Origin of the sequence: Xenorhabdus littoralis (assembly GCF_033949345.1) — a bacterium.
In the GTDB taxonomy this organism is placed as follows: Bacteria; Pseudomonadota; Gammaproteobacteria; order Enterobacterales; family Enterobacteriaceae; genus Xenorhabdus; species Xenorhabdus littoralis.
In genome coordinates this window covers 1-728 of the sequence record NZ_VCDP01000186.1, presented here as the reverse complement: position 1 = coordinate 728, position 728 = coordinate 1, and the positions used below count along the sequence as shown (strand labels likewise).

1 protein-coding gene is annotated in these 728 nt (G+C 63.5%); it reads left to right on the top strand.

Annotated features, from left to right (window positions below; translation table 11 throughout):
• Window positions 1-135: 135 nt before the first annotated feature.
• The coding region (locus tag FE394_RS19150) for a PAAR domain-containing protein (protein WP_319927908.1) at window positions 136-728 on the top strand (593 nt) is incomplete at its 3' end.

Genomic DNA, 728 nt, shown 5'->3' with positions numbered 1-728 from the left:
GCAGGGGGGGCTTATGCGGTGGCCACCGGCGCAGCGGCACCTTTTGCGGTGGGTGTCGCGGCGGGGATGGCGGGGGCGGAATTAGGCATGATGGTGGGGGAACCCCTCGGTCATGCCATTGCTGCCGGCTTGGGCATGAGTAAAGTGGCAACAGAAGGAGAAAATCCGGCCCGGGTGGGGGATGCCATCGCTCACCAGAATAAGAATGCCGGGCTTTGGGGGGCTTTGGGCGGTATCTTGTTGGGCGCGGTGGTGGCGGTGGCCGTTATCGCAACGGGCGGGGCCGGATTACTGGTGATAGCCGCTGCCGCTGCCGCCGGCGGTTTTGTGGGCGGGGCCTGTGCCGCTGCCGGGGCGGCCATCGGTCAGTACGGCAGCAACAAGGGCGACATTGCCAAGGGGTCGCCGAATGTGTTCTTTGAGGGTAAGCCCGTGGCCCGGGAAGGTGATCCGGTCGTGTGCAGTGATCATCCGCCCGGGGCCATTGCGGAAGGGGCGAAGACGGTGTTTGCTAACGGCAAGCGCATTGCCCGGCTGGGCCACCGCACCACCTGTGATGCGAATATCAACAGTGCGGCCGGGTCGATTACGATCACCAAGGAAACGGCCGGTGACCTGCTGATTATGGAAGAAAGCAACAAGGCATTGCAATGGGCAGTGGTGCTTGCCGGCTTGATGCCGCTGCCACGCAACAAGAAGGGGGTGACTAAGCAGGAGAAGCCTAAGGA